The 23915-nt window shown below is 71.2% G+C and carries 26 protein-coding genes; 11 read left to right on the top strand and 15 right to left on the bottom strand.

The window, feature by feature from the left end:
- The 5 genes from kdpB (at nucleotide 1) to FFK22_RS23535 (ending at nucleotide 6579) form a co-directional block, all read left to right on the top strand.
- Nucleotides 1–2061 carry a potassium-transporting ATPase subunit KdpB gene (gene kdpB, locus FFK22_RS23555; protein WP_143956864.1) on the top strand — a complete coding sequence of 687 codons (2061 nt, stop codon included), beginning with the start codon at nucleotides 1–3 and terminating at the stop codon, nucleotides 2059–2061.
- A gap of 7 nt (nucleotides 2062–2068) precedes the next feature.
- Complete coding sequence (gene kdpC, locus FFK22_RS23550; protein ID WP_138888903.1) at nucleotides 2069–2674, top strand: potassium-transporting ATPase subunit KdpC; 606 nt, start codon at nucleotides 2069–2071, stop codon at nucleotides 2672–2674.
- 12 nt (nucleotides 2675–2686) lie between these two features.
- Nucleotides 2687–5395 carry a sensor histidine kinase KdpD gene (locus FFK22_RS23545; protein ID WP_138888904.1) on the top strand — a complete coding sequence of 903 codons (2709 nt, stop codon included), beginning with the start codon at nucleotides 2687–2689 and terminating at the stop codon, nucleotides 5393–5395.
- A gap of 154 nt (nucleotides 5396–5549) precedes the next feature.
- Nucleotides 5550–6257: a response regulator gene (locus tag FFK22_RS23540; RefSeq protein WP_306770157.1), complete on the top strand. Its 708-nt coding sequence runs from the start codon at nucleotides 5550–5552 to the stop codon at nucleotides 6255–6257.
- An 88-nt stretch (nucleotides 6258–6345) separates the two neighbouring features.
- A complete protein-coding gene (locus FFK22_RS23535; RefSeq protein ID WP_138888905.1) occupies nucleotides 6346–6579 on the top strand; it encodes a hypothetical protein in 234 nt (77 codons plus the stop codon).
- A gap of 162 nt (nucleotides 6580–6741) precedes the next feature.
- Here the strand turns inward: FFK22_RS23535 and FFK22_RS23530 are convergent, their stop codons facing one another.
- Nucleotides 6742–7557 (bottom strand): DUF1194 domain-containing protein, encoded by an 816-nt coding sequence (locus tag FFK22_RS23530; RefSeq protein ID WP_138888906.1) that lies wholly within the window; start codon nucleotides 7555–7557, stop codon nucleotides 6742–6744.
- Nucleotides 7558–7893: 336 nt separating this feature from the next.
- Between FFK22_RS23530 and FFK22_RS43135 the strand changes: the two genes are divergently transcribed.
- From FFK22_RS43135 to FFK22_RS23520, 3 genes are all read left to right on the top strand, one after another.
- Nucleotides 7894–8040, top strand: coding sequence for a hypothetical protein (locus tag FFK22_RS43135; protein WP_186002618.1), 147 nt, complete (start codon nucleotides 7894–7896; stop codon nucleotides 8038–8040).
- Between the two features lie 46 nt (nucleotides 8041–8086).
- A complete protein-coding gene (gene rpsU / locus FFK22_RS23525; protein WP_138888907.1) occupies nucleotides 8087–8290 on the top strand; it encodes a 30S ribosomal protein S21 in 204 nt (67 codons plus the stop codon).
- Between the two features lie 176 nt (nucleotides 8291–8466).
- Entirely contained in the window at nucleotides 8467–8751 is a 285-nt protein-coding gene (locus FFK22_RS23520; RefSeq protein WP_138888908.1) for a hypothetical protein, read from the top strand.
- A 3-nt stretch (nucleotides 8752–8754) separates the two neighbouring features.
- Here the strand turns inward: FFK22_RS23520 and FFK22_RS23515 are convergent, their stop codons facing one another.
- Nucleotides 8755–9729: a quinone oxidoreductase gene (locus FFK22_RS23515; protein ID WP_138888909.1), complete on the bottom strand. Its 975-nt coding sequence runs from the start codon at nucleotides 9727–9729 to the stop codon at nucleotides 8755–8757.
- Nucleotides 9730–9864: 135 nt separating this feature from the next.
- On the opposite strand from FFK22_RS23515, the gene FFK22_RS23510 reads away from it, so the two are divergent.
- Complete coding sequence (locus tag FFK22_RS23510; protein WP_138888910.1) at nucleotides 9865–10449, top strand: helix-turn-helix domain-containing protein; 585 nt, start codon at nucleotides 9865–9867, stop codon at nucleotides 10447–10449.
- An 18-nt stretch (nucleotides 10450–10467) separates the two neighbouring features.
- On the opposite strand, the gene FFK22_RS23505 is transcribed toward FFK22_RS23510, so the two are convergent.
- Both FFK22_RS23505 and FFK22_RS23500 read right to left on the bottom strand, forming a co-directional pair.
- On the bottom strand, nucleotides 10468–11307 hold the full coding sequence (locus FFK22_RS23505) for a hypothetical protein (RefSeq protein WP_138888911.1): 840 nt from the start codon (nucleotides 11305–11307) through the stop codon (nucleotides 10468–10470).
- Nucleotides 11307–11753: an ABA4-like family protein gene (locus FFK22_RS23500; protein WP_138888912.1), complete on the bottom strand. Its 447-nt coding sequence runs from the start codon at nucleotides 11751–11753 to the stop codon at nucleotides 11307–11309. The genes FFK22_RS23505 and FFK22_RS23500 overlap by 1 nt, the downstream gene beginning before the upstream one ends.
- Before the next feature lie 73 nt (nucleotides 11754–11826).
- Between FFK22_RS23500 and FFK22_RS23495 the strand changes: the two genes are divergently transcribed.
- The gene (locus FFK22_RS23495; protein WP_138888913.1) at nucleotides 11827–12462 is read left to right on the top strand and encodes a TetR/AcrR family transcriptional regulator; all 636 of its coding nucleotides are present in this window, start codon (nucleotides 11827–11829) and stop codon (nucleotides 12460–12462) included.
- 9 nt (nucleotides 12463–12471) lie between these two features.
- Here FFK22_RS23495 and FFK22_RS23490 read toward each other — a convergent pair whose 3' ends face one another.
- The 7 genes from FFK22_RS23490 to FFK22_RS23460 form a co-directional block, all read right to left on the bottom strand.
- Nucleotides 12472–13401, bottom strand: a complete 930-nt coding sequence (locus FFK22_RS23490) for a histone deacetylase family protein (protein ID WP_138888914.1) — start codon at nucleotides 13399–13401, stop codon at nucleotides 12472–12474.
- Nucleotides 13402–13404: 3 nt separating this feature from the next.
- The gene (locus FFK22_RS23485) at nucleotides 13405–13635 is read right to left on the bottom strand and encodes a sulfurtransferase TusA family protein (RefSeq protein WP_138888915.1); all 231 of its coding nucleotides are present in this window, start codon (nucleotides 13633–13635) and stop codon (nucleotides 13405–13407) included.
- A gap of 50 nt (nucleotides 13636–13685) precedes the next feature.
- Nucleotides 13686–14054 carry a DUF423 domain-containing protein gene (locus FFK22_RS23480; protein WP_138888916.1) on the bottom strand — a complete coding sequence of 123 codons (369 nt, stop codon included), beginning with the start codon at nucleotides 14052–14054 and terminating at the stop codon, nucleotides 13686–13688.
- 54 nt (nucleotides 14055–14108) lie between these two features.
- Nucleotides 14109–15113: a 4-hydroxyproline epimerase gene (locus FFK22_RS23475; RefSeq protein ID WP_138888917.1), complete on the bottom strand. Its 1005-nt coding sequence runs from the start codon at nucleotides 15111–15113 to the stop codon at nucleotides 14109–14111.
- A gap of 1 nt (nucleotide 15114) precedes the next feature.
- A complete protein-coding gene (locus FFK22_RS23470; protein ID WP_138888918.1) occupies nucleotides 15115–16356 on the bottom strand; it encodes an FAD-binding oxidoreductase in 1242 nt (413 codons plus the stop codon).
- On the bottom strand, nucleotides 16357–17112 hold the full coding sequence (locus FFK22_RS23465; protein WP_138888919.1) for a GntR family transcriptional regulator: 756 nt from the start codon (nucleotides 17110–17112) through the stop codon (nucleotides 16357–16359).
- A gap of 224 nt (nucleotides 17113–17336) precedes the next feature.
- The gene (locus FFK22_RS23460) at nucleotides 17337–18059 is read right to left on the bottom strand and encodes a TetR/AcrR family transcriptional regulator (RefSeq protein ID WP_138888920.1); all 723 of its coding nucleotides are present in this window, start codon (nucleotides 18057–18059) and stop codon (nucleotides 17337–17339) included.
- Nucleotides 18060–18191: 132 nt separating this feature from the next.
- Between FFK22_RS23460 and FFK22_RS23455 the strand changes: the two genes are divergently transcribed.
- Nucleotides 18192–20192 (top strand): glycoside hydrolase family 3 protein, encoded by a 2001-nt coding sequence (locus tag FFK22_RS23455; RefSeq protein WP_138888921.1) that lies wholly within the window; start codon nucleotides 18192–18194, stop codon nucleotides 20190–20192.
- A gap of 46 nt (nucleotides 20193–20238) precedes the next feature.
- On the opposite strand, the gene modC is transcribed toward FFK22_RS23455, so the two are convergent.
- The 4 genes from modC to FFK22_RS23435 form a co-directional block, all read right to left on the bottom strand.
- A complete protein-coding gene (modC, locus tag FFK22_RS23450) occupies nucleotides 20239–21363 on the bottom strand; it encodes a molybdenum ABC transporter ATP-binding protein (protein ID WP_138888922.1) in 1125 nt (374 codons plus the stop codon).
- Nucleotides 21360–22052, bottom strand: coding sequence for a molybdate ABC transporter permease subunit (gene modB / locus FFK22_RS23445; RefSeq protein WP_306770156.1), 693 nt, complete (start codon nucleotides 22050–22052; stop codon nucleotides 21360–21362). The genes modC and modB overlap by 4 nt, the downstream gene beginning before the upstream one ends.
- Nucleotides 22053–22176: 124 nt before the next feature.
- Nucleotides 22177–22968, bottom strand: coding sequence for a molybdate ABC transporter substrate-binding protein (modA, locus tag FFK22_RS23440; protein ID WP_138888924.1), 792 nt, complete (start codon nucleotides 22966–22968; stop codon nucleotides 22177–22179).
- A gap of 115 nt (nucleotides 22969–23083) precedes the next feature.
- A complete protein-coding gene (locus tag FFK22_RS23435; RefSeq protein WP_221938797.1) occupies nucleotides 23084–23863 on the bottom strand; it encodes an LOG family protein in 780 nt (259 codons plus the stop codon).
- Between the last annotated feature and the right edge of the window lie 52 nt (nucleotides 23864–23915).

The raw sequence follows: 23915 nt of genomic DNA, 5'->3' as shown, positions 1-23915 counted from the left end.
ATGAAGACTTCCAACTCCCCGGCGTCGCTGTTCGACGCCAAGATCATGGGCCCGGCCGCGTTCGACGCGATCCGCAAGCTCGACCCGCGCGTGATGTGGCGCAGCCCGGTGATGTTCGTGGTCGAGGTCGTCGCGGCCCTGACCACGGTGCTGCTGCTGCGCGACATCGCCACCGGCGCCGCCGGCATCGGCTTCACCATCCAGATCGTGCTCTGGCTCTGGTTCACCGTGCTGTTCGCGAACTTCGCCGAGGCGGTGGCCGAGGGCCGCGGCAAGGCGCAGGCCGAAAGCCTGCGGCGCACCCGGACCGACACCGTGGCCAAGCGGCTGCGCGATGCGACCGGCCGCGACACCGAGCCGGTGCCGGCGCTCTCCCTGCGCCAGGGCGACCTGGTGCTGGTCGAGGCCGGCGACCTGATCCCCTCCGACGGTGAGGTGATCGAGGGCATTGCCTCGGTCGACGAAAGCGCGATCACCGGCGAATCCGCCCCGGTGATCCGTGAGTCCGGCGGCGACCGGTCGGCCGTCACCGGCGGCACCCGGGTGCTGTCGGACTGGGTCAAGGTGCGCATCACCGCGGCTCAGGGCTCGACCTTCCTCGACCGCATGATCGCGCTGGTCGAAGGGGCTTCGCGCCAGAAGACGCCGAACGAGATCGCGCTGAACATCCTGCTGGCCGGCCTGTCGATCGTCTTCGTTTTCGCCACGGTCACCATCCCCAGCTTCGCCGCCTATGCCAGCGGGTCGATCTCGGTGGTGGTGCTGGTGGCGCTGTTCGTCACCCTGATCCCGACCACGATCGGCGCCCTGCTGTCGGCGATCGGCATCGCCGGCATGGACCGGCTGGTGCGCTTCAACGTGCTGGCCATGTCCGGCCGCGCGGTCGAGGCCGCCGGCGACGTCGACACGCTGCTGCTCGACAAGACCGGCACCATCACGCTGGGCAACCGCCTGGCGACCGAGTTCGTGCCGCTGCCCGGCGTCACCGACGCCGAGCTGGCGGACGCCGCCCAGCTCTCCTCGCTCAGCGACGAGACGCCGGAAGGCCGCTCGGTCGTGGTGCTGGCCAAGGAGAAGTACGGGCTGCGCGCCCGCGAGGTCGGCCGCATGCACGCCCATTTCGTGCCCTTCACCGCGCAGACGCGGATGAGCGGCGTGGACATCGAGGGCTCGGTCATCCGCAAGGGCGCGGTCGACGCCGTCATCGCCCATGTCCGCGAGGTCGCCGGCAACCCGCGCCTGGCCATGCCGAAGGAGCTGGACCAGATCACAGAGCGCATCGCCAAGGCCGGCGGCACGCCGCTGGCCGTGGCCAAGGACGGCAAGCCGCTCGGCGTCATCTATCTGAAGGACGTGGTCAAGGGCGGCATCCGCGAGCGCTTCGCCGAGCTGCGGCGGATGGGCATCCGCACGGTCATGATCACCGGCGACAACCCGCTGACCGCCGCGGCGATCGCGGCCGAGGCGGGGGTCGACGACTTCCTGGCCCAGGCGACGCCGGAGGCCAAGCTGGCGCTGATCCGCGAGGAGCAGGGCAAGGGCCGGCTGGTCGCCATGTGCGGCGACGGCACCAACGACGCGCCGGCGCTCGCACAAGCCGATGTCGGCGTGGCGATGCAGACCGGCACGGTGGCGGCGCGCGAGGCCGGCAACATGGTCGACCTCGACAGCGACCCGACCAAGCTGATCGAGGTGGTGGGCATCGGCAAGCAGCTGCTGATCACCCGCGGCGCCCTGACCACCTTCTCGATCGCCAACGACGTGGCCAAGTACTTCGCCATCATCCCGGCGATGTTCCTGGCCTTCTACCCGCAGCTCGGGGTGCTCAACGTCATGGATCTGCACTCGCCGCAGAGCGCGATCCTGTCGGCGATCATCTTCAACGCGCTGATCATCATCGCGCTGATCCCGCTGGCGCTGCGCGGCGTCCGCTACCGGGCGCTGAGCGCGGCCAGCCTGCTGCGGCGCAACCTTCTGATCTACGGCCTGGGCGGCATCATCATCCCGTTCGTCGGGATCAAGGCGATCGACCTGATCGTCACCGCCCTCGGCCTGGCGTGAGGCCATTATGCTGAACCAGATCCGCCCCGCCTTGGTGATGGTCGTCCTGCTGACGATCCTCACCGGCATCGCCTATCCCTTCGCCATGACCGGCATCACCCAGGGGCTGCTGCCCGGCCAGGCGAACGGCAGCTTGATCAAGCGTGACGACGGCACCGTCATCGGCTCGTCGCTGATCGGCCAGGACTTCACCAGCGACAAGTACTTCCACGGCCGGATCTCGGCGACCTCGGGCACCGACCCGAACGACCCGAGCAAGTCGATCGCGCAGCCCTACAACGCCGCCAACTCGGCCGGCTCCAACCTCGGCCCGACCAGCCAGGCGCTGGCCGACCGGGTGAAGGGCGATGTCGACGCGCTGGCGGCGCAGGGCATCACCAACCCGCCGGCGGACATGGTCACCAGCTCGGCCTCGGGTCTCGATCCGGACATCAGCCCGGCCAATGCCGCGCTGCAGGTCGCCCGGGTCGCCGCCGCCCGCGGCCTGCCGCCGGACCAGGTGCGCCAGGCGGTGGAGGCCGCGACCTCCGGCCGGCTGCTCGGCATCATCGGCGAGCCGCGGGTCAACGTGCTGCGACTCAACATGGCGCTGGACGGGCTGAAGACCCCGTAGTCTGCTGGCTCCATGTCACTGACCGATCGATCCGACGACGATCGCCGTCCCTCGCCGGAAGCTCTGCTCGAGGCGGTCGCGAAAACCCGCGGCCGCCTCAAGATCTTCCTCGGGGCGGCGCCCGGCGTCGGCAAGACCTACGAGATGCTGTCCCAGGGCGCCGCCCGGCGGCGCGACGGGCTCGACGTCGTCATCGGCGTGGTCGAGACCCATGGCCGGGTCGAGACCCAGGCCCTGGTCGGCGGCTTCGAGATCATCCCCCGCCGCCGCGCCGAGCATCGCGGCCGGGCGCTGGAAGAGATGGACCTCGACGCCATCCTGGCGCGCAAGCCGGCGCTGGTGCTGGTCGACGAGTTGGCCCACACCAACGCCCCCGGCAGCCGTCACGACAAGCGCTACCAGGATGTCGAGGAGATCCTGGCCGCCGGCATCGACGTCTGGACCACGCTGAACATCCAGCATGTCGAGAGCCTGAACGACGTCGTCGCCCAGATCACCCGCATCCGGGTGCGCGAGACCGTGCCCGACGCCTGGATCGACGGCGCCGACGAGATCGAGCTGATCGACCTGACGCCCGAGGACCTGCAGAAGCGGCTGGCCGAGGGCAAGGTCTATATCCGCGACCAGGCGCGGCGCGCGGTCGACCATTTCTTCAAGCCCGGCAACCTGACGGCGCTGCGCGAGCTGGCGCTGCGCCGCACCGCCCAGCGGGTCGACGACCAGATGCTGGGCTATATGCGGGCCCATGCCATCACCGGCCCCTGGGCCGCCGGCGAGCGCATCATGGTCTGCGTCAGCGAGGCGCCCAACGGCGAGGCGCTGGTCCGCTACGCCCGGCGCGTCGCCGACCGGCTGGGGGCGCGCTGGACCGCAGTCTATATCGAAGGGTCGCGCCACCACCGGCTGGAGGAGGCCGAGCGCGACCGCATCGCCCGCACCCTGCTGCTGGCGGAGAAGCTGGGCGGCGAGACCGTCACCCTCCCGGCCAACGACATCGTCGCCGAGATCCTGACCTACGCCCGGCGCAACAACATCACCCAGATCGTCATCGGCAAATCGGACCGGTCGCGCTGGTTCGAGATGCTGCACGGCTCGGTGGTGCACGATCTCCTGCGCAAATCGGGGTCGATCTCGGTCCATGTCATGGCGGGGGAGGAGGCCCAGCCCGGCGAGGAGCGGATCCAGACCCGCCCGGCCGATGCCGGCCTCGACCTGCGGCCGTACCTGGTCGCCGCGGTCGGCGTTGCGGCCACCACCGCCGCCGCCCATCTGGTCGCCTTCGTCGCTACCACCAACAGCATCGCGCTGGTGTTCCTGATCCCGGTGCTGTTCTGCGCCGCGCGCTACGGGCTGGGGCCGTCGATCTTCGCCTCGCTGCTCAGCGTCTTCGCGGTCAACTTCTTCTTCCTGCCGCCGCTGTACAGCTTGGTCATCGCCGACCCCTCGAACGTCACCACGCTGGTGTTCTTCCTGGTGGTCGCGGTCGTCACCTCGAACCTGCAGAGCCGGGCCCGGCTGCAGGCCCGCGGTGCCGCGGCGCGGGCCCGGGCGACGGCGGAGCTGTTCGGGTTCAGTCGCAAGCTGGCGGCGATCGCCTCGGCCGACGACCTGCTCTGGGCCGCGGCCTACCAGATCGCGTCGATGCTGAAGCTGCGCGTGGTCGTGCTGATGCCGCAGGACGGGTCGCTGCAGGTGGTGGCCGGCTATCCGCCGGAGGACCGGATCGAGGAGGCGGAGCGGGCGGCCGCGCAATGGAGCTGGGCCAATGACCGGCCGGCGGGGCGGGGGGCCGATACGCTGCCCGGAGGCAAATGGCTGTTCCTGCCCTGGCGCACCGCCTCCGGCCAGATCGGCGTGGTCGGCATCGACCGCGAGCAGCCCGGCCCGCTGCTCAGCCCCGACGACCAGCGCCTCTTGGACTCGCTGATGGACCAGGCGGCGGTGGCGATCGAGCGGGTGCGCCTGGCCAAGGATGTCGACGAGGTCCGCGTGGTGGCGGAGACGGAGCGGCTGCGCGCCGCGCTGCTGACCTCGATCAGCCACGACCTGCGCACGCCGCTGGCCTCCATCATCGGCGCCATCTCCAGTCTGCGCCGCCACGACGCAGCGCTGGACCCGGCGGCGCGGTTCGAGCTGATGGAGACGGCGGAGGACGAGGCCGAGCGGCTGAACCGCTTCGTCGGCAACCTGCTGGACATGACCCGGCTCGAATCCGGCGTGCTGCAGCCGCGGCTGGAGGCGACCGAGGTGGCCGAGGTGGTGGGCGCGGCGGCGGAACGCTGCGCCGCGCTGGTCGTCCGGCACCGGCTGGTGCTGGACATCGCGCCGGCCCTGCCGCTGTACCTGCTCGACCCGATCCTGCTGGAGCAGGTGCTGGTCAACCTGATCGACAACGCTGCCAAATACGCGCCGGCCGGCACTGCCATCACCGTCTCGGCGCGGGAGGAGAAGGGGCTGGTGCTGCGGGTGCTGGACGAGGGCGACGGCATCCCGGAGGACAAGCTGGAGGCGATCTTCGACAAGTTCCACCGCATCCACCACGGCGACAGCGCCCAGGCCGGCACCGGCCTCGGCCTCGCCATCTGCCGCGGCTTCGTCGAGACCATGGGCGGGCGAGTCACCGCCGGCAACCGCGGCGACCGGCGTGGCGCCGTCTTCACCGTGACCTTCCCACCGGACCTCGCGGCGCCGGCGCTGCGCGGCATTTCGATGGGGATGTGATGCGAACGCTCGGGATTGCCACTCCTCTCCGCTTTTTCCCCCGTCATGGCGAGGAGCGCAGCGACGTGGCCATCCAGGGCCGCTCGCACCGGCCCCTGGATGGCCACGCCCCTTCGGGGCTCGCCATGACGGATCAATATTTCGGACTGTCGTTATGATGCCCTCCGAAACGCGGCCGCCGCGCATCCTGATCATCGACGACGAGCCGCAGATCCGTCGCTTCCTCAAGATCAGCCTGGCCGCCGACGGCTATGCCCCGATCGAGGCGGCGGGCGGCACCGAGGGGCTGGAGCGGGTGGTGCAGGACCGGCCGGACCTGGTGATCCTCGACCTCGGCCTGCCCGACATCGACGGCCAGCAGGTGCTGAGCCGGATCCGCGAGCTGTCGGCGGTGCCGGTGGTCGTGCTGTCGGTCCGCGCCGGCGAGGCCGAGAAGGTCGAGGCGCTGGACCGCGGCGCCAACGACTACGTCACCAAGCCCTTCGGCATCGCCGAGCTGACCGCCCGGCTGCGCGCCGCCCTGCGCCGCGGCGGGCAGGAGGACGAGGCGGCCGAGGCGGTGATCGAGGCCGGGCCGCTGACCGTCGACGTGCCGCACCGCCGGGTGCGGTTCGAGGGGCGGGAGATCCGGCTGTCGAAAAAGGAGTTCGAGATCCTGCGCCTGCTGGCCGCCCATCACGGCCGGGTGGTGACGCACCAGAAGATCCTGCGCGAGGTCTGGGGCCCGGCCCATATCGACGCGATGCAGTATCTGCGCGTCTATGTCGGGCAGCTGCGCCAGAAGCTGGGCGACGACCCGGCCCGGCCGCGGCTGATCGCGACCGAGGCCGGCGTCGGCTACCGGCTGGTGGTCGAGGGGTAGACATGGCATTGGATCCGCGACGCCGTACCATGCCTGTCCGACGCATGCCGCAGACAATTCGGCGGCTGGTCGAACGCGGATCCGCGCAATGAGCTTGGTCCATAACGAACGGACGAAGCTGTTGGCTGGCGCGCTGAACACGGCGGCGTCGTCATGCTTCACCATCGGTGTTCTCGCGCCGATGGCTGCGGCCTTCTACAACGTCAAGGCCGATAATCCAGTATCGACCGGGCTGGTCGTCGCCGGGCTCGTCGTTTGGCTTTTCGCCGCTGCCGTATTACATATTGCGGCGAGGCGGGTCCTCGGGGAGTTGAAGGAATGACAATGACCCAGATTTTCGCTTTCGTCATTCTCCCTATCGTCGTTGCGGCACTGGGCTGGGGTGTAGTGCTGTTGAACGAGCGCCACAACAGGCAGCATCCACACCGCTGACGTCATCGCGTCCAACCCTGCAGAATCGAATTCCACCGCAATCTCGGCCGGCTCAGCGCTGGTCCTGGTCCAGCCAGCGCGGGCGGGTCTTTTCGCCGATCATGCAGTCGGTGCCGCCAGACTGGGCCGGGATGAAGGCGGCGGGCATCGCCTCCGGCACCGCGCCGGCGATCTCCAGCACCAGCTTGCGCCGGATCGCCTCGGCGAATTGCGTCGTGCTGCGCACCGGAACGGTGAAGGCGCCGGGGCCGCCGATCACGCAGTCGCGGTAATAGGCGTCGAGCATGTCGGGCTCCGGCAGGCCGCCGAAGCCGCCGCGCTTCAGGATCACCGGCAGGCCGTTGATGGTGATGCCCTTCGCCAGCGCGATCTCGCGCGCGCCCGACACCGGCCAGCCGGCGTTGTTCGGCCCGTCGCCGGAGATGTCGATGGCGCGGCGGATGCCCTCGTAGCCGTTGTTGTCGAACAGCCCGGCGGAGAACAGGAGCGCGCCGGAGATCGAGGTGCCGCGGCGCATCACCGTGCCGAAGGTCTCGGACAGATCCGCCGCCGCCGTGCGCGCCGCCGCGGCGCCGTCGATCAGCCGCCAGGGCAGGATCACCGCCTGGGAGGTGGCGCCGGCCCATTCGACATAAGTGATGGCGATGCGGCCATGGACGCCGGAGGTGATGGCGTCGATCACCTCGGGATGGGTGAGGGCGCCGACATAGCCGTCGCGCTGCAGCGCCTGCTCGTCATCGTCCATCGAGCGGGAGACGTCGACCGCGAGCACCAGCTCGAGATCGACCGGCTGGTCCTGGGCCGCGGCAGGGGCGCTGGGCAGGAACAGCACGAGGATCAGGCCGAGTCCGACGAAGCCGAAGCGCATGGTTGCCCCCCAGTGTCAGCCGCCGAGATGATTTCGATGTGGGAACGATCCGGCCCGCTGTCACCTCCGCCAATCGGCTGTTTTTCATCCGGCGGGTTGCAAACCGCTCGCGCTTCCCCTATATGGAGCCCCGAGATCGGTTTCGACACGATCCGCGCCGACGTTCCGAGGAACGGGCCCGGACCCCCATCCCAACCATGATCCGAGCGATAAGGCAGGCATCCGCCTGTCGATCGTGCTTTGTGCCGCGACGCGCGGGCCGATGGTCCGGGCGTCGTGGTTTAAGCGATATTGAGTGCAACGAGGCCCCAAGGGCCCGAACCGTAAAGAACAGACATGAAGACCGTACAGATCAAGACCATGCCCCGCCGCCCGCGTCGCCCGACGCCGCGGCTGGCAACCACCCCGCTGCGGCAGCCAGCGCACAAGGCAGAGCTGTCCCGCGACGAGATTCGTCGAATCGTACTCGACATTCTCGGTTGAAAGGCGTAACCCCGCCCGACCCGTTTAGTGAAAAGGCCTTTGCCCGATGCAGGTGCTCGTCCGCGACAACAACATCGATCAGGCGCTGCGCGTCCTTAAGAAGCGTATGCAGCGCGAAGGCATCTTTCGCGAGATGAAGCAGCGCCGGAGCTACGAGAAGCCGTCCGAGCGCCGCATCCGCGAGGAAGCCGAAGCCGTCCGCCGCCAGCGCAAGGCGCTGCGCAAGCGACTGCAGATCCAGGGCTACTGATCCGGCGCGCCGGGGCCGCACGGCTCCGGACCGGTCGTTCCGATGGATGAGACGAGGGGCCCTTCGGCCCCTTGTTCTGTTGGAGCAACCCCATCTCCGGCTTGTGCCCGGCGCCGGGCTGTGCCGTGATCCCCGGCCCGGGGCGCCGCGCCCCTGCCGAACCGGGAGGCCGACCGATGGATGTCTCCGCTTTCAGAAATTCCCTGGACCAGGACCAGCCGCCCGCGACCCTGTCGCCGCCGCTCGCCGCGCTGTGGTGGGACGCCAAGGGCGACTGGGACCGGGCGCACAGCTGCGTCGATTCCGAGGACGGGGCCGACGCCGCCTGGGCCCATGCCTATCTGCACCGCAAGGAAGGCGATCTCGGCAATGCCGGCTACTGGTACCGCCAGGCCGGCCGGCCGATGTCCTCGGCCAGCCTTGAGCAGGAATGGGCGGAGATCGCGGCGGCGCTGGGCTGAGGCTCAGCCCGCCGCGTCCGGCACCAGCACGATCTTGCCGGTGACGCCGCGGCTCTCCAGCCGGCGATGGGCATCGGCGCCGCGCGACAGCGCGAACACCTCGATCTCCGGCAGGGCGATCTCGCCGGACCGCAGCGCGGCGAACAGCGCATCGGCGCGGGCCAGCCGGCCGGCGCGGCTGTCGAGATGGTCCCACAGGTCGCCCCCGACCATCGCCTTCGACTGCTCCATCAGCCGCCGCGGGTCGATCGCCGGCGGGTCCCCGCCCGCGGTGCCGTAGGCCACCACCGTGCCGCGCGGCCGGATGGCGGCCAGGCTGCCCGCCAGCGTCGAGCCGACCGAATCATAGGCGATGTCGACGCCGCCATCGCTGAGACCCCGCACCGCCGCGATCCAGTCGCCGTCATAGGTCAGGCCGTGATCCGCGCCCTTGGCCATAGCGATGCCCGCCTTCCGGGGTGTCGAGGCCAGGGCGATGACCATGGCGCCGCGCCGCTTCGCCATCTGCACCAGCAATTGCCCGACCCCGCCCGCCGCGGCATGGACCAGCACCCGGGACCCGGCGCGGACCGGGGCGCTGTCCGCCACCAGATACTGGGCGGTCAGCCCCTGCAGCAGGATCGCGGCGGCCTCCCGATACCCGATGTCGTCCGGCAGCGGGATGGCGCGGTCCACCGGCACGGCCACGCGCGTCGCGTTGGCGAAGGCCACGTCGGCGAAGCCGATGCGGTCGCCGAGGCGGATGCCGTCGACCCCGTCGCCCAGCGCCACCACCTCGCCCGCGCCCTCGTAGCCGGCGATATGCGGTGCCGCGCCGGCCAGGCGGTAGTGGCCGCGGCGGCGATGCAGGTCGGCGAAGTTCAGCCCGGCCGCGCGCAACGCCAGCTGGACATGGCCCGGCGGCACCGGCGGGTCGGGCAGCGTCCGATACTGCAATACCTCGGGACCGCCGAACCGGTCGAACACCAGCGCTTCCATGTCGTCTCTCCGCAGCCGCCGGTCATGCCGGCCTCGTCTCATCTACTATAGTGGAAATTTCCAGCATAGTGGAAAGCGACTTGACGGGCTGTCACCGCCGCTCGACAAGCGAAGGGCTGCAAGACGGGAGCGACCATGCCGCCGAAGGATATGGTGCGAACGCCGGAGATCGACCTGGCGGAGACCGTGCGCCGGCTGCGGGCGGAGAAGGGCTGGACGCTGGAGGAGGCGGCCGGCCGCACCGGCCTGTCGCGCTCGGCGCTGTCGAAGATCGAGCGCGGCGAGATGTCGCCGACCTTCCAGGCGATGCAGAAGCTCGCGCGTGGTTTCGGCATCGAGCTGGCCGGGCTGTTCGGCCCGGCCGATTCGTCCCTGCGCGGGCGCCGCATTGTGGTTCGGGCCGGCGAGGGCGCGACCACCGAGATGCCGAATTACCGCCTTCGCCCCTTCGGCGGCGAGTTGCGCAACGCGCCTTTCCTGGCGGCGGAGGTCATCATCCACGCCCGGTCCCCGAACGATTTCGCGGACTGGGAGCGGCACGACAGCGACGATTTCCTGTATGTGCTCGCCGGCCGGGTGACGCTGTTCTCCGAGCGCGACGGCTCGGTCGAACTCGGCCCCGGCGATGCCGCGTATTTCGACGCCCGCGTCGGCCATGCCGCGATCGCCACGGGCGAGGGCGAGGCGCGGGCGCTGTGGATCACCGCGCTGGCGCAGTAATGCGCCCGCCGCGCACCGTCACATGCCGATCAGCGGCCGGCCCGTCATGGCCTGGGCGAAGGCGGCGAGGGTGATCGCGGCATAGAAGGCCGAGACCAGCCAGACCGCCGGCCGCGCCCGCATCGGCAGGGCCGCGGCCAGGCCGGCGCCGGCCAGCGGCAGCAGCTGCTGGGCGTGGATGCCGAGGAAATGCGGCACCCGCAGGTCGCCGCCGGTGGTCGACCAGCCGAGCAGCGGCAGGCCGGGGCCGCCGGCGCCGCCCACAACAGGGCCGCCATGGACGGAGATGGCGATGCCGGCGCCGACGCCGAGGACGAAGGTCAGCACCAGCCCCAGCACGATCGCCAGGCGCAGCGCCGGGGACAGCCCGGTGCCGTGGCGGGCGATCTCGCGTGCCAGCGGCAGGGTCGTCGCGGTCAGGGCCACGGCGCCGATCCCCATCAGCGCGAACATCACTGCGTGGAACGGCGTCGACTCGTTGAAATGCGAAGGCTGGCCGAGCGCGCCTTGCAGGGTGATGTAGACCAGCTCGAACGTGCCGGCGACGATGATGGTCCAGCGCGCGGCGCGGATCGGGGCCGCGGTCCGTCGCGCCTGCGGCAGCTCGCCGATGAACCAGGCGCTGGTCAGGGCGAACAGCCCGACCGAGAGCAGGAACTTGACCGGCTTGGCCCAGACGTCCTCGCCATGCAGCTGGCGCGGGTCGAGCGCCCACGCCACGCTCAGGACGACGGCGAGCGCGAGCAGGGCCAGGCCGAAGCCTGCCAGCGTCGGGTCGCGGCGGCGGAGCGCCCGGAGCAGGCTGGCGGGCCCGCGCACCGGATCGCGCGGCAGGGGAAGGGCGGTCGAGGACATCATCACGCCTCCGCCACCTGGCCGGGCGCGCGGCGGCCGAGGCCGGCCCGCAGCAGGGCGAAGGCGAGGAGGCCGATCGGACCGAACAGGAAGGTCAGGACGAAGCAGGGGAGCAGCAGCAGATGCGGCAGCCCGGCCCGCTCACCTTCGCGGGCGATCCAGCCGCCGACGAACAGGTCGAAGGCCAGGTAGTGCAGCCAGCCCGCGACCAGCATGCCGGGCGAATCGAACAGGGCCCGCACCGCGGCGATCGAGCCGTAGCCGCCCTGGGCCGAGCCCCAGGAGACGCCGACCAGGCCGAGATAGGCGGCGGCGAAGAGCAGCGGCACCGCCAGCCCGGCGACGCTCCGCAGCCGGGCCTTGTGGCGCGGCAGCAGCGGGGCGGCGGCCAACGCCAGCCAGCCGAGGATCGCGAGCATGTTGCCGCCGCGGAACAGCAGGTCGAGCATGGCTTCCTCTCCGTCTGAACAGTGTTAAGATGAAGCTAGCATCGAATCTGAACACTGTAAAGTTTGAGGCGGCATGCCGGATGAGACGACTGAGCCGCGGGAGCGGTATCATCACGGGGATCTGCAGCGGGCGCTGGTCGAGGCGGCCGAAGCGATCCTGACCGAGCGCGGGGTCGAGGGCTTCACCCTGCGCGAGGCGGCGCGCCGTGCCGGGGTGTCGGCCGCTGCTCCGGCCCACCATTTCGGCAGCGCCGCGGGGCTGCTGACCGAGGTGGCGCTGCTGGGCTTCGAGACGCTGACCCGCTTCCTGCGCGAGGGGGCGGCGCAAGGCGGCACCGATCCCGCCGCCCGGCTGAGCGGGCAGGGGGCAGGCTATGTCCGCTTCGCCCGGGCGCATCCGGCGCGGTTCCTTCTGATGTTCCGCAAGGACCGGCTGAACTGGGAGGATTCGCGGCTGCGCGCCGCCGGCCAGGCCGCCTTCGCCGAGCTCGAGGACGCGGTCCGCGCCTATCGCGGCATCGCCGGCGGCCAGCCGCTCGACCGCGCGGCCCTCGCCACCGTGGTGGCCGCCTGGTCGATGGTCCACGGCTTCGCCCATCTGGCGCTGGACGGCAAGCTCGACGGCATCGGCGAAGCGCATGGCGCCGGGCCGGTCGACGACGCGATCCTGCCGGAGATCCTGGCCGGGCTGTGGCCGCCGTCGGGATAAGCCGGCGGCTCAGCCGGTCATCAACGTGTGCACATGGGCGGCGGTGGAGAGGGCCAGGGCGCGCAGGTCGTAGCCGCCTTCGAGGGTGGAGACGACGCGGCCGCCGCAATGCCGGTCGGCCAGGCGCATCAGCTCCTGCGTCGCCCAGGCGAAATCGCCCTCGTGCAGCTCCAGATTGGCCAGCGGGTCGCGGGCATGGGCGTCGAAGCCGGCCGAAATCAGCAGCAGCTCCGGCGCGAAGGCGTCGACCGCGGGCAGCACGATGCGCTCCATCGCCCGGCGGAACTCGACCCCGCCCGACATCGGCGGCAGCGGCGCGTTGAGGATGTTGCCGGCGACCCCGGTCTCGTCCTCGGAGCCAGTGCCGGGATACAGCGGCGACTGGTGGGTCGAGGCGTAGAACAGGTCCGGCTCGGACCAGAAGATGTCCTGGGTGCCGTTGCCGTGGTGGACGTCGAAATCGACCACCGCGATCCGGCCCAGCCCATGCGCCAGCCGGGCGTGCATCGCGGCGATGGCGACGCTGTTGAACAGGCAGAAGCCCATGGCCCGCGCGGTCTCGGCATGGTGGCCGGGCGGCCGCACGGCGCAGAAGGCGTTGCGCGCCTCGCCCGCCAGCACGGCGTCGACCGCGGCGCAGCCGGCGCCGGCCGCCCGCAGCGCGGCGGCGCCCGATCCGGGCGACAGCACCGTGTCGGCGTCGATCGGCTGCAGCCCGCTCTCCGGCACCGCGGCCAGCAGCCGGCGGACGAAGGCGTCGGGATGGGCGCGGGCGATCTGCTCGATCGTCGCCTCCGGCGCCTCGCGCCGCTGCAGCAGATGGAAGCTCTCATCCTCCAGCGCCGTCAGCACCGCCCGCAGCCGGTCCGGCCGCTCGGGATGGCCGGGGCCGGTGTCGTGGCCGATGCAGGCCGGGTGGGTGAAGAGCAGCGTGTCCATGCCCTATCCTGCCTTGCGGATGCTGTAGCGGGTGACGCCGCCGGCCTCGTCGGTCACCGCGACCAGGACATGGCCGGTGGCGTCGCAGAAGGCCGGGAAGTCCTTGCGCGCCGCTGCGTCGGTGGCCAGCACGTCCAGCACCTGGCCCGGCGCCAGCCCCTGCAGCGCCTTGCGCGCCTTCAGCACCGGCATCGGGCAGATCAGGTCGCGCGCGTCGAGGTCGAAGTCCGCCATGATGAGTCAGACTCTAGCGCGGGCGGCGGCCGCGGCCAACGCCCCGCCTCTCAACTTTCCGCCAGGCGAAAGGCGGCCAGCACCGCCAGGGCCCAGCCCAGGATCAGCAGCACGCCGCCGATCGGGGTGATGGCGCCGAACCAGCGCGGCGCGCCGAATGCCATCAGATAGAGGGTGCCGGCGAAAATCACGGCGCCGACCAGGAAGGACCATCCCGCCCAGCGCAGCATGCCCGGCGCGCCCAGCAGGGCCAGGGCCAGCAGCGCCACGGCATGCACCAGCTGGTACTGCGCCCCGGTGTGCACCCAGCCCAGCCGCTCCGGCGCCGCCGCCGCCATGCCGTGCGCGGCGAAGGCGCCCATCGCCACCGCCATCATGCCGTGCAGCCCGGCTCCGATCAGAAGCACCCGGTCGATCATTCCTGTCTCCCCGCGAATCGTCCGGGGGACACAGTAACGAGGCGGCGGCCGCCGTCACATGACCGTAAAGCCGCGGACGAAGGGGTCGCGGTCGTCGAGGAAGATGGTGTTGTAGCCGGTCAGCCAGGCCTGGCCGGCGATCGACGGGATGATCGCGTCGAAAGGCCCCACCTTGGCCGTGCCCTCGACCCGGCCGTGGAACAGGCTGCCGATGATGCTCTCATGCACGAAGGCATCGCCGGTCTTCAGCTGCCCGCGCGCCGCCAGCTGGGCCATGCGGGCCGAGGTGCCGGTGCCGCAGGGCGACCGGTCGATCGCCTTCTCGCCGTAGAACACGGCGTTGCGGGCATGCGCCTCCGGGTGCTTCGGCTTGCCGGTCCATTGCACATGGCGCAGGCCGCGGATGGTCGGATCCTCCGGATGGACCATGTCGACGCGCTCGTTCACCACTTGGCGGACGATCGGCGACAGGCGCTGGATTTCGCCCGCCGACAGCGCCTCCAGATCGGCATAGCCCGGCTGCGGCTCGATGATGGCGTAGAAGTTGCCGCCATAGGCGATGTCGGCCACCAGCGGGCCGAAGCCCGGCAGCTCGAACCCCACCTTCTCCCTGTAGAGGAAGGACGGGACGTTGCGGATGCGCACCGAGGTGACGTGGCCGGCGGCGTCCTGCTCGTACTCGGCGTCGACGATGCCGGCCGGCACCTCCAGCCGCAGCTTGCCCGGCGTCTTCGGTCGCACCAGCCCTTCCTCGACCATCACCGTCACCGTGCCGATGGTGCCGTGGCCGCACATCGGCAGGCAGCCCGAGGTCTCGATGAACAGGACGGCGGCGTCGGCATCGTCGCGGGTCGGGGCGTACAGGATCGACCCCGACATCACATCATGGCCGCGCGGCTCGAACATCAGCCCGGTGCGGATCCAGTCGTATTCGGCGATGAAGGCCTGGCGCTTCTCGCTCATCGTCGCGCCATCGAGCGGCGGGGCGCCGCCGGCGACGACGCGGACCGGGTTGCCGCAGGTGTGGGCGTCGATACAGAAGAAGCTGCTCTTGGTCATGTCACTGGAATCGTTCGATGCCGAAGGGGGCGGGGGCCGGGCTGCCGGACAGCAGGCCGGCGGCGAGGCGGGCGGTGGTGGCGGACAGGGTCAGGCCGAGATGGCCATGGCCGAAGGCGAAGACGATGCGGCGGTCGCGCGGATGGGCGCCGATCACCGGCAGGCTGTCGGGGGTGGAGGGGCGGCGGCCCATCCATTCGGTGCCGCCGGTCTCCGGGATCGCCGGCAGATAGGCCCTGGCCTTCCGCCGCAGCGCCCGGGCGCGGGCCAGGTTGGCCGGGGCGTCCACCGCCGCCAGCTCGACCGCCCCGCCGATGCGCAGGCCGTCGGACAGCGGCGAGGCGACAAAGCCGTGATCGGCGAACACCACCGGCATCGGCAGGCGCACCGGCGCTTCCGGGATCGTGGTGTTGTAGCCGCGCTCGGTCTCCAGCGGCACCTTCAGGCCGAGGCCGCGGACGATCTCGCGCGACCAGACCCCGGCCGCGACGACCACCTTGTCGAAGGTCCGGGCGGTGCCGTCGGCCAGCCGCACGGCGACGCCCTCCGCGCCGGGCTCGACGGAGGAGACCGCGCCCGCGACCAGCCGGTCGCCCAGGCCGCGGCGCAGGCCCCGCAGCACGCCGAGCGGGCTGTCGACCATCCAATAGGCCGGGCACAACACGGCACGGGCGAAGCCGCCCTGCAGGTCGGGCACGAGGGCGCGGGCCTGGTCCGGCGTCAGCGGCTCGAACGCATGGCCGCCGAGGCGGCGGCGCAGCTCCCATTCCGGCAGAGCGGCGCGGAAGCCGGCCTCGGTGTCGTAGATGTCGATCGCCCCGGTCTGGCGCAGATGGCCGGCCCGCCCTTCCGTCGTGATGAGCCCGGCGCGGCGGGCCAGCTCCTGGTGGTCGCCGAGGGCGCCGCGCATCAGCTCGCCGAGCGCCGCGGTCGACCGTTCCACCCGCTCCGCCCGGGCTGCGGCCAGGAAGCGCAGCAGCCAGGGGGTCAGTGCCGGCAGGTCGCGCCAGCGCAGGGCGAGGGGGCCCAGCGGGTCCATCAGCCAGCGCGGCACCGATCTCAGCACGCCGGGCCGGGCCAGCGGCGTGATCTCGGGGAAGGCCAGCAGCCCGGCATTGCCGGACGAGGCGTGGCGGTCCTCCGGCCGGCGCTCATAGACCATGACCTCGTGCCCGTCGGCCGCCAGCCAGGCCGCTGCGGCGCAACCGATCACGCCCCCGCCGATGATGGCGATGCCGGCCATCTAGGCCGGCAGCGCGGGCTGGGCGGGCTCGGCCGCGGGGGCGAGGACGACGTCGCCGGCCACGCCGCTGGCCAGGAAGCCCTGGATCTGCCGCACCACCTGGCCGGCATGGGCACGGGCCAGGCTGTCGGCGCGGTCGGCGTCGCGCTCGGCGATGGCCTGGATGATGGCCTCGTGCTCGGCCACGAACTCGGCCGGCAGATGGTCGTCGAAGGAGGCGTAGTAGATCCGGTTCAGCCGCCGGCCCTCGTCCAGCAGCCGGCCGAACAGTTCGGTGTAGTAGCGGTTGCGGCCGGCGCGGGCGATCGCCAGGTGGAAGTCGCGGTTGGCGTCGGCCATGCCGATGGCGTCGGCCGCCGCCACCGCCCGGCCGAAGCCGGCCTGGTGGATGCGGATCTCGTCGAGGTCCTTGGCGGTGCGGCGCAAGGCGGCCAGCCGGGTGGTGACCCGGTGCATCAGGGTCAGCGCGTCGAAATGGGCGGGCAGGGTGGAGAAGTCGATCGGCGCGACGATGGTGTTGCGGTTCGGCAGGGTGGCGACCAGCCCGTCGGCGGCCAGCCGCACCAGTGCCTCGCGGATCGGCGTGCGCGACAGGCCGAAGCGCTCGGCGATGCGGGTCTCGTCCAGAGCCGAGCCGGGGGCTAGCACCAGGTCGAGGATATCGTGCTTCAGCGCCTCATAGACCTTGGTGGCCCCGCCGCCGCGCGACCGGGTCTCACCGGCATCCTGTGGTTTCGCCGCTCGCGCCAAGGGCATGCCCTTCCCTGCCTCTCGATCCGGGCTGGATGATAGGCCGGCGGAATGCAGTTTGTCGACAAGCCTCGGTGGCCGAGAAAAAGGGCGGCGGAAGAACCGCCGCCCCGAAAGGCTGGGCCGCGGGCCGGGCTTGGGACGGACCGGCACGCAACCTGGGAGGCGCGTCGGGAGTGCCCGATCGCCTCTTCGATATATCCCACGGAATATAACGTACAGTCAAACACTCAATCGTCCGGCTCGCGGCTGTCTCCCGCCGGCGAGGCGCGGATGCCTTGCTCCAGGCGCCGCAGATAGGCGTCGAAGCTGGCGGCCATGTCGATGCCGTCCGGGTCGCGCAGCCACTGGATCTGCAGCCCGTCCATCATCGCGATCAGCTCATAGGCCAGCTGCAGCGGGTCGAGGTCCGACCGCAGCTCCCCGGCATCGATCCCGGCCTGGAACGCGGTTTGCATGAAGGACAGCAGATAGTCGGAACGCCGGCGGTAGAAGGGCGCCGCCGGATGGGCCTCGATCAGGCTCTCGCCGTTGAGGATGGCGAAGACCTGGACCAGGTTGCGCCTGCCGGCGTTGGCGCGCACCACCCGGCGGGCGTCGTCCAGCACCCTCCGCCAGGTCAGCCCGACCGGCGACAGCAGCCGTCCGGTCTTCGGGTCGCGCCCCTCCGTCTCCACAGCCAGCAGCCGGCCGGTCTCGTGGTCGCGCTCCTCCATCGCCGCCAGCAGCAGCGACATCTTGCTCGGGAAATGGTGCAGCAGCCCGGGCAGGGACAGCCCAGCCTTCTCGGCAATCGAGGCGATCGCGGTGCCGGCATAGCCGCCCTGGGCGAACATCTCCATGGCGGCATCCAGGATCTGCTGGCGCCGGCGCTGTCCCTTGGGCGAGCGCCGGGTCTTCGGGCCTTCGGGGAACGCGGCCGGGCCGTCGGCCGCGGGGGTATTCGAACGCATTCCGTTCTCTAGCACGACCGCGCCGGCTTGCGGAGCGCCGTGCGCATGATCCGGCTTGGTAAACTTACCGAGTGATTGGTAGGTTTAGTCGAACGGGTTTCGAATCAGCAACCCAGCAGGAGGGGAGAGAAGATGCCTTTGTCACGGACCTGGCCTGCGGTCGCCATACTTGGCCTCGGCGGATGGCTGGCGACCGGCCCTGCGATCGCCGACGCGGCGCCGGCCCTGGAGTCCAGATCGGCTCCAATCCTGTCGGAGCGAGGGGTCCAGTACCGGGACCTGAACCGCAACGGCCGGCTGGACCCCTATGAGGACCGCCGCCTGCCGCCGGCGGTGCGGGCCCAGGACCTGGTCTGGCGCATGACGCTGGAGGAGAAGGCCGGCCAGATGCTGCACGCCACGCCGGCCTCGACCGCGACCGGCGACGGCTGGACCGCGGAGTCGCTGGCGGCGCTGATCGGCGGCCGGCATGTCGGGGCCATGATCAGCCGCCTGGCCGGCACGGCGCAGGCCCAGGCCCTGGCCGCCAACCAGGCCCAGGCCGTGGCCGAGCAGACCCGACTGGGCATCCCGGTGATGCTCGCCTCCGACCCCCGCAACCATTTCCAGTACGTGCCCGGCGCCAGCGTCGCGAACACCGCGTTCTCACAATGGCCGGAGACCACGGGGCTGGCCGCGATCGGCGATCCCCGGCTGGTGCGCCGCTTCGGCGACATCGCCCGGCAGGAATACGAGGCGATCGGCCTGCGGATGACCCTGTCGCCGCAGGCCGACTTGTCGACCGAGCCACGCTGGCCGCGCATCAACGGCACCTTCGGCGAGGATCCGGACCTGGCGAGCCGCCTGGTCGAGGCCTATGTCGCCGGCTTCCAGAACGGCGAGCGCGGCCTGAACCGCGGCAGCGTCGTTGCCGTGGTCAAGCACTGGGTCGGCTACGGCGCCGCGGTCGACGGCTTCGACGGCCACAACCATTACGGCCAGGACCTGACCTTCCCGGCCGGGCGCTTCCAGGACCATGTCCGGGCCTTCCGCGGCGCCTTCGCCGCCGACGTGGCCGGGGTGATGCCGACCTATTCGGTGCCGCCCTCGGGCCTGACCCTGTTCGGCCGGCCGCTCGAGCGGGTCGGCGCCGGCTTCAGCAGGCAATTGCTGACCGACCTGCTGCGCGGCCGCTACGGCTTCGACGGGCTGATCCTCAGCGACTGGGCGATCACCCAGGATTGCGACGCCAACTGCCGCGACGGCTGGCCGGACGGGCAGGCGCCGGGCTTCGCCGGCTTCGGCACGCCCTGGGGGATGGAGCAGGCCACGGTCCAGCAGCGCTTCGTCAAGGCGATCGACGCCGGCATCGACCAGTTCGGCGGCACCAGCGACGACCCGGCGCCGATCGTGCAGGCGGTGCATGACGGCCAGGTCAGCGAGCGGCGCCTGGACCAGTCGGTGGTCCGCATCCTGGTGCAGAAATTCGCCCTCGGCCTGTTCGACAATCCCTATGTCGACGCGGCGGCGGCCGGCCGTATCGCCGGCAATGCCCGCTTCACGGCGGAGGGCAAGGCCGCGCAGCAGGCGTCGCTGGTGCTGCTGGAGAACAAGACCGCGGCCATGCGCGGCGCCGGCCGCGGCCGGCCGATGCTGCCGCTGAACCCGTCGCTGAAGCGGGTCTGGCTGCACAATGTCGACGCGGCGGCGGTCCGCGCCCGCGGTTTCACCGTGGTCGATGACCCGGCACAGGCCGATTTCGCGCTGGTGCGGACGGCGACGCCCTACGAGATCCTGCACCCGAACTACACCTTCGGCAGCCGGCAGCATGAGGGGCGGCTGGACTTCCGCGACGGCGACAGCGATTACGAGGCGGTCAAGCGCGCCTCCGCCGCGGCGCCGACCATCGTCACGGTCTATCTCGACCGGCCGGCGGTGCTGGCCAATGTGCGCGACCGGGCGACGGCGCTGCTCGGCAATTTCGGCATCACCGACGACGCGCTGCTCGACGTGCTGCAGGGCAAGGCCCGGCCGCGCGGCCGGCTGCCCTTCGAGCTGCCGTCGTCGATGGCCGCGGTGCTGGCCCAGGCCTCGGACGCGCCCTATGACAGCCGGGCGCCGCTCTACCGCTTCGGCGCCGGGCTGAGCTACTGACGGCGAGGAGCCTCCGGCCGCGCCGGGGGCTCTTACCGATCCCGGCTCACCCGCCCTCCAGATCGGCATCGGCGCCGTTCGGGCCGCGCAGGACGCCGCCGATGCTGTGGCTGTCGAAGGCGACGCTCTTGATCACCGCATGCACCGGCCGGCCCGGGGCCAGGTCCAGCGCCTCGACCGAGCGCCGGGTCAGCCGGGCCAGCAGGCCGTCGCCGGCGCAGTCCAGGCGGATCTCCGCGGTCGGGCCGTCGCCGGATACGATCGCCGCCACCGTCGCCGGCAGCACGTTCAGCGCGCTCAGATGGTCCGGCGGGCGGGTGGCCAGCATCACGTCGCGGGCGCGGATGCGGATGCGGACCCGGCGGCCGGGCGGCAGCTCGACCTGCGGCACGGTCAGGAAGCCGGCGGCGACGCGCAGCCGGGTCAGCTGCCAGCGGTCGTCATGGTCCTCGACCGCCGCCTCCAGCACCGCGCCGGCCTCCGCCCGCGGGAACAGGTCGGCCCGACCCATCACCTCGGCCACCGGACCGGCGGCCGCGACCCGGCCGTCGGCCAGCACAACCAGGGTGGTGGCCAGACGCGCCACCTCGCCGATGGCGTGGCTGACATAGACGATCGGGATCCGGGCCTCGTCGCGCAGCCGCTCGACATAAGGCAGGATCTCGGCCTTGCGCGCCTCGTCCAGCGAGGCCAGCGGCTCGTCCATCAACAGCAGGCGCGGACTGGACAAGAGCGCCCGGCCGATCGCCACGCGCTGCTTCTCGCCGCCCGACAGCAGCGCCGGCCGGCGGTCGAGCAGCGGGGCGATGCCGAGCAGCTCGACGACGCGGCCGAATTCGGCGCTGCGCTCGGCCTTCGGCGTGAACCAGCGGCCGTAGAGCAGGTTCTGCCGCACCGTCAGGTGCGGGAATAGCCGCCCCTCCTGGAAGACGTAGCCGATGCGGCGGCGGTGCATCGGCAGGGCCACGCCGCGAGCGGTGTCGACCAGCACGCGGCCGTCGACCACGACACAGCCCTGCTGCGGCCGCACCAGCCCGGCGATGACGTTGACCACCGAGGTCTTGCCGGCGCCGGAGCGGCCGAACAGCGCCGTCAGCCGGCCTTCGCTGCGGAAGCCGATGTCCAGCGTGAAACCGCCCTGGCGGTGGCGGATGTCGACCTCGAGGCTCATGTCGCGTGCACCTGCACGCCGGCGCGCCGGGCCATCACCTCGGAAGCGAGCAGGGCGGCCATCGAGATCACGACGGAGACCAGGGTCAGGCGCAGCGCGCCGAGGTCGCCGCCCGGCACCTGGGTGAAGGTGTAGATCGCCGAGGGCAGGGTCTGGGTCTCACCCGGGATGTTGGAGACGAAGGTGATGGTGGCGCCGAACTCGCCCATCGCCTTGGCGAAGGCCAGGATGGCGCCGGCGATCACCCCGGGCAGGATCAGCGGCAGGGTGACCGTCAGGAACACCCAGAGCGGCGAGGCGCCCAGCGTGCCGGCCGCGGCCTCGAGCCGGCGGTCCACCGCCTCGATCGACAGGCGGATGGCGCGGACCATCAGCGGGAAGCCCATCACCCCGGCCGCCAGGGCGGCGCCGGTCCAGCGGAAGGAGAAGACGATGCCGACCTGGGCGAGGACGGAGCCGACCGGCCCCATCTTGCCGAACAGCAGCAGCAGGATATAGCCGGTGACGACCGGCGGCAGCACCAGCGGCAGGTGGACCACGCCGTTCAGGATCGACTTACCCCAGAACCGGCCGCGCGCCAGGGCCAGCGCCACCAGCACTCCGAGCGGCAGGCTGACCACCATGGCCCAGAGCGAGACCTTCAGGCTCAGCAGGATCGCGGTCAGCTCGTCGGGGGTGAAGTCGAACAATTGCGCTTTCTCATGCCGGCAGCAGCCCAATGCTGTCATTGCCGGGCCTGACCCGGCAATCCAGAGAGCGTCGAGACAGTCTGGATGCCCGGGTCAGGCCCGGGCATGACAGATTGGGGACGCCTTACTGCGTCACCACCGTGAAGCCCTGCTTCTCGAACAGCGGCTTGGCGGCGGGCGACTTCAGGTAGTCGACGAAGGCCTGGGCTTCGGGCTTGCTGCTGCTGGCCAGAACCGCCACCGGATACAGGATCGGCGGGTGGCTGTCGGCCGGGAAGGTGCCGATCACCTTGACCCCCGAATCCGCCGCCGCGTCGGTCTGGTAGACGATGCCGAGCGGAGCCTCGCCGCGCGACACCAGCGCCAGGGTGGCGCGGACGTTCTCGGCCTGGGCGACCCTGCCTTCGACCGAGGACCAGACGCCGAGCTTCTGCAGCGCCGCCTGGCCGTATTTGCCGGCCGGCACCGCCTTGACGTCGGCCATGGCCAGGTGGCCGTCGCCCAGCGCCTTGGCCAGCTCGAAATTCGGCCCGATGGTCAGCTGCACCGTCGAATCCTTCGGCGCCACCAGCACGATGCGGTTGCCCAGCAGCGTCGCCTGCGTCTCCGGCTTGATCAGCTTGCGGTCGGCCAGATACTTCATCCAGTCGAGATCGGCCGAGATGAAGACGTCGGCCGGGGCCCCGGCCTCGATCTGCTTCGCCAGGGCCGAGCTGGCGGCGTAGGAGATGGCGGCCTTGTGCTTGGCGTCGGCCTGCCACTGGGTGTTGATCGAGTCCAGCGCGTCCTTCAGGCTGGCGGCGGCGAAGACCGTGATGTCCTGCGCCTGGGCGCCCGCCGGCGCGCCCAGGCCGATGGCCGCGCCCAGCGCCCCGGCCAAGAGCGCGCCGAGCCAGCCGCGTCGAGTGATCCGCATCGTCCTGTTCCCCGTTCCCGATTGCCGGCCGGGCGGTTGCCGGCCTGTCGGGCGGGATCTTACAGCGTCGTTATATCCGGGCAAACATTTCGCTAAATGCTGCAGGCCGAAGTGGTCAGGACCGCCGCTTCAGCCCCTTCTCGGCCAGGATCGACCAGATTCCCTCGGCGCTGTCGGCGAAGTGGAACAGCTGCAGGTCGCGGGCGTCGATCATGCCGTGCTCGACCAGCGCGTCGAAGCCGATCACGGCGCGCCAATAGGCCTCGTCGAACAGCACGACCGGCAGGGCCGAGGAGGATTTGCCGGTCTGGCGCAGGGTCAGGAGCTCGAACAGCTCGTCGAAGGTGCCGAAGCCGCCGGGGAATACCACCAGCGCATTGGCCCGCATCGCCAGGTGCATCTTGCGCATGGCGAAGTAGTGGAAGCGGAAGGTCAGCGCCGGGGTGGACCAGGCGTTCGGCTCCTGCTCGTGCGGCAGGGTGATGTTGTAGCCGATGGTCGGCGCGCCGGCCTCGGCCGCGCCGCGGTTCGCGGCCTCCATGACGCCGGGGCCGCCGCCGGTGGCGATGACGTTGTCGCGCAGGCCGCCATGGTCGGTCAGGGCGCCGCCGCGCTCGGACGCGATGCGGCCGAATTCGCGCGCCTGGGCGTACCAATGGGCATGGCGGCCGGGCCCGTCCTCGGTGGCGCGGGCGGTGCCGAAGACGACGATGGTGGAGCGCACGCCCCAGGCCCGCAGCGACTCCTCGGCCTTGGCGTATTCCAGCATCAGGCGGACGCCGCGCATGGAATCGCCGAGCAGGAAGTCCTGGTCGAGCTCCGGCAGGCGGTAGGAGGGCGACGCCATCTGCGCCGCATTGGGACGAGTCGGATGGTCGGGGGCTGGCTTGCTCATCACCCCTCTAAAGCAGATCGCGGGCCGGCCGGGAAGGGGAGCCTATGCCACA

Origin of the sequence: Mycobacterium sp. KBS0706, from assembly GCF_005938675.2 — a bacterium.
GTDB lineage: Bacteria > Pseudomonadota > Alphaproteobacteria > DSM-16000 > Inquilinaceae > Inquilinus.
This window is presented reverse-complemented; position numbering and strand designations above follow the sequence as displayed.

Bases quoted from the DNA above. Each gene is read 5' to 3' on its own strand.
- rpsU (WP_138888907.1), top strand. From the start codon at position 8,087: ATGCAGGTGCTCGTCCGCGACAACAACATCGATCAGGCGCTGCGCGTC.
- FFK22_RS43135 (WP_186002618.1), top strand. From the start codon at position 7,894: ATGAAGACCGTACAGATCAAGACCATGCCCCGCCGCCCGCGTCGCCCG.
- FFK22_RS23470 (WP_138888918.1), bottom strand. From the start codon at position 16,356: ATGGCCGGCATCGCCATCATCGGCGGGGGCGTGATCGGTTGCGCCGCA.
- FFK22_RS23480 (WP_138888916.1), bottom strand. From the start codon at position 14,054: ATGATCGACCGGGTGCTTCTGATCGGAGCCGGGCTGCACGGCATGATG.
- FFK22_RS23510 (WP_138888910.1), top strand. From the start codon at position 9,865: ATGCCGCCGAAGGATATGGTGCGAACGCCGGAGATCGACCTGGCGGAG.
- kdpB (WP_143956864.1), top strand. From the start codon at position 1: ATGAAGACTTCCAACTCCCCGGCGTCGCTGTTCGACGCCAAGATCATG.
- FFK22_RS23495 (WP_138888913.1), top strand. From the start codon at position 11,827: ATGCCGGATGAGACGACTGAGCCGCGGGAGCGGTATCATCACGGGGAT.
- FFK22_RS23505 (WP_138888911.1), bottom strand. From the start codon at position 11,307: ATGATGTCCTCGACCGCCCTTCCCCTGCCGCGCGATCCGGTGCGCGGG.
- FFK22_RS23475 (WP_138888917.1), bottom strand. From the start codon at position 15,113: ATGACCAAGAGCAGCTTCTTCTGTATCGACGCCCACACCTGCGGCAAC.
- FFK22_RS23435 (WP_221938797.1), bottom strand. From the start codon at position 23,863: ATGAGCAAGCCAGCCCCCGACCATCCGACTCGTCCCAATGCGGCGCAG.
- kdpC (WP_138888903.1), top strand. From the start codon at position 2,069: ATGCTGAACCAGATCCGCCCCGCCTTGGTGATGGTCGTCCTGCTGACG.
- FFK22_RS23530 (WP_138888906.1), bottom strand. From the start codon at position 7,557: ATGCGCTTCGGCTTCGTCGGACTCGGCCTGATCCTCGTGCTGTTCCTG.
- FFK22_RS23520 (WP_138888908.1), top strand. From the start codon at position 8,467: ATGGATGTCTCCGCTTTCAGAAATTCCCTGGACCAGGACCAGCCGCCC.
- FFK22_RS23500 (WP_138888912.1), bottom strand. From the start codon at position 11,753: ATGCTCGACCTGCTGTTCCGCGGCGGCAACATGCTCGCGATCCTCGGC.
- modC (WP_138888922.1), bottom strand. From the start codon at position 21,363: ATGAGCCTCGAGGTCGACATCCGCCACCGCCAGGGCGGTTTCACGCTG.
- FFK22_RS23535 (WP_138888905.1), top strand. From the start codon at position 6,346: ATGAGCTTGGTCCATAACGAACGGACGAAGCTGTTGGCTGGCGCGCTG.
- FFK22_RS23515 (WP_138888909.1), bottom strand. From the start codon at position 9,729: ATGGAAGCGCTGGTGTTCGACCGGTTCGGCGGTCCCGAGGTATTGCAG.
- FFK22_RS23455 (WP_138888921.1), top strand. From the start codon at position 18,192: ATGCCTTTGTCACGGACCTGGCCTGCGGTCGCCATACTTGGCCTCGGC.
- FFK22_RS23485 (WP_138888915.1), bottom strand. From the start codon at position 13,635: ATGGCGGACTTCGACCTCGACGCGCGCGACCTGATCTGCCCGATGCCG.
- FFK22_RS23540 (WP_306770157.1), top strand. From the start codon at position 5,550: ATGATGCCCTCCGAAACGCGGCCGCCGCGCATCCTGATCATCGACGAC.
- modA (WP_138888924.1), bottom strand. From the start codon at position 22,968: ATGCGGATCACTCGACGCGGCTGGCTCGGCGCGCTCTTGGCCGGGGCG.
- FFK22_RS23465 (WP_138888919.1), bottom strand. From the start codon at position 17,112: ATGCCCTTGGCGCGAGCGGCGAAACCACAGGATGCCGGTGAGACCCGG.
- FFK22_RS23490 (WP_138888914.1), bottom strand. From the start codon at position 13,401: ATGGACACGCTGCTCTTCACCCACCCGGCCTGCATCGGCCACGACACC.
- FFK22_RS23545 (WP_138888904.1), top strand. From the start codon at position 2,687: ATGTCACTGACCGATCGATCCGACGACGATCGCCGTCCCTCGCCGGAA.
- FFK22_RS23460 (WP_138888920.1), bottom strand. From the start codon at position 18,059: ATGCGTTCGAATACCCCCGCGGCCGACGGCCCGGCCGCGTTCCCCGAA.